Annotated in this window: 2 protein-coding genes; one reads left to right on the plus strand and one right to left on the minus strand. The window is 65.3% G+C overall.

Features of this window, described 5'->3' with window-relative positions:
- Positions 1 to 103 precede the first annotated feature (103 nt).
- Complete coding sequence (locus tag WMP97_RS11725) at positions 104 to 1303, plus strand: FUSC family protein (protein WP_239209020.1); 1200 nt, start codon at positions 104 to 106, stop codon at positions 1301 to 1303.
- Between the two features lie 54 nt (positions 1304 to 1357).
- Here WMP97_RS11725 and WMP97_RS11730 read toward each other — a convergent pair.
- Positions 1358 to 2051: hypothetical protein (locus WMP97_RS11730; protein ID WP_340440556.1), on the minus strand; the 694-nt coding region annotated here is incomplete at its 5' end.

Here is a 2051-nt window from a genome sequence, read left to right on the forward strand (position 1 = left end):
ATTGTGGATGGGTGGGGGAGAAGGGGCGTCGGCAAGAGCTGTCCACAAGTTAGCCGGCGGCCGAGATGCGCGGGGACAGCGGCGATGGTAGGGGCGGTCTTCTATGCTGGAAGGCATGTCGGAAGCGAAGGAAAGAGTCTCAACGCGGCAAAAGCTGCGGGTGATTGACCGCTCGGTGCTCTCGCGGGTAAACCGCATCCGTTCGCGGTTTGTTTATATTGTGCAGGCGACCATTGGTGCGGCGCTCGCGTACTGGGTGGCCGGCGATGTGGTGGGGCACCCGCAGCCGTTCTTTGCGCCGATTTCCGCGGTCATCATTTTAGGGATGTCCGGTGGGGACAGGATGAAGAAGGCGCTGGAGATGTCGATTGGCGGCATCATCGGCGTGGCCGTAGGCGACTTGCTCTTTCAGATTGTGGGGCAGGGGCCGTTCCAGATTTTCTTCATCGTGGGCGCGGGCCTGGTGGTGGGCTCGTTTTTGACCAAGTCGCCGCTGATTACTAACCAGATTGTCTTTGGCGCGATTTTGATTGCGACGATTTTTCCACCCACGGAGGGCCCGGGTGGCCTGCACCGCGCGATCGACGCGATGATTGGCTCAGGCATTGGCCTGATAACCATCGCGTTGATTCCCAATTCCCCGTTGGTGGAGGCGCGGCGCGAGGTATCGAAGGTGCTCAAGATTGCCTCAAGCATTCTTGCCGACGTCACGTACGGCATCCGCCAGCAAGACCCCGCCGTTATCCGAGATGCGCGCGAGGCGGTGCGCGGTACGCAAGACAGCGTGAATACCCTGCTGAGTGCGGCGCAATCGGGCAGGGAGGCCTCGGAGGTCTCGCCACTGTTGTGGGCATCGCGGCGCAGCATTCGCTCGCTGGAGCGCATCCTCATGCCGGTAGATAACGCGGTGCGCGGCGTGCGCGTGCTCTCCCGCCAGGCATTGGGCCTGACGGAGGACCGCGACAAGGTTTCAGACGCGCAGGTGGAATTGCTCGATGAGCTTTCTGAAATCATGCTCGCCATCAGCGAGCTCTACGGCCAGGGCAAACAGCATGGGCACGACGAAGCGATTGAGATTCCGGACCTCGTGCAGCGTCTGCGCATCGTGGGCGGGCGCGCCGGGATAGACATCATTGACAAGGACGGCACGTTATCGGCCTATATGATTTTGGGTCAGACGCGTTCCATTGTGGTCGATATGCTCATGGTGTGCGGGCTCTCGCGTGAGTCGGCCGTGGCGCACCTCGTGCCGACGTCGCAGCATCCGGCCTACCCGCCGGAGGTGTGGGGGCGCGAGGACTAGCGTCCTCGCGCGTAGATAAAGACGCCGTGCGCAATGAGTGACGTCGCGCGGGGGCTAAGGACGGACGATCTGGAGGTCGCGCAGGTGGCGGTAGAAGGTCACGCGGGTCACCGGCCGCTTGTGGGGGACCGAATCGACGATGACGCGCAGCTGTGGGCCGCCGGCCTGGACGGCGCGGCCGGTGCGCACGGATTCGGGGTCGAGTTGGCCGGGCTTGCGCAGGAGCGAGCGGAGGCGGCCCTGGGATTCGACGGGGGAGGTAGCGCGGGCGGCGAGGATGCCGGGGGCATCGGTCATCGGGACTAGGCGTGCGCCGAAGGTCTTGGGGGAGGAGGCGGCGAGCGTGTGGTCATCGATGATGATTTCGCCGGTGAAAGCGCCGTTTGCGGAATCCGAGATGGTGGCAGAGCCAGCGACTGCGAGGCCAGAATCGTTGCGGATGAGCGGAGCTGGGCGGGCCGGGGCGGTGCGGGCGAAGTCGAGGGCTTCGGCCGGGGCGGTGGGAAGACCCCAGTTCTGCGCGGCCGAGGACGCGGTGGACGAAGTGGAGGTGGCCGGCGCGGTGGTTGAGGAGGAGGATGCTGCGGACGAGGGGACGGGGATGAAGGCAACCTCGGCCCAGAGGCGGTCGGAGCGCATGAGGCGAGTGAGCACGGCCGAGAGGGCGGCGTCGGAGCCGGCGACGACGATGCGGGCGGGCTCTGTTAGGTGGGGCGCCTGTGGGGCGGGTGCGGGAGCGCCGAGGTGG

It is taken from the genome of Corynebacterium sp. KPL4072, from assembly GCF_037908395.1.
GTDB classification, from domain to species: Bacteria; Actinomycetota; Actinomycetes; order Mycobacteriales; family Mycobacteriaceae; genus Corynebacterium; species Corynebacterium kefirresidentii.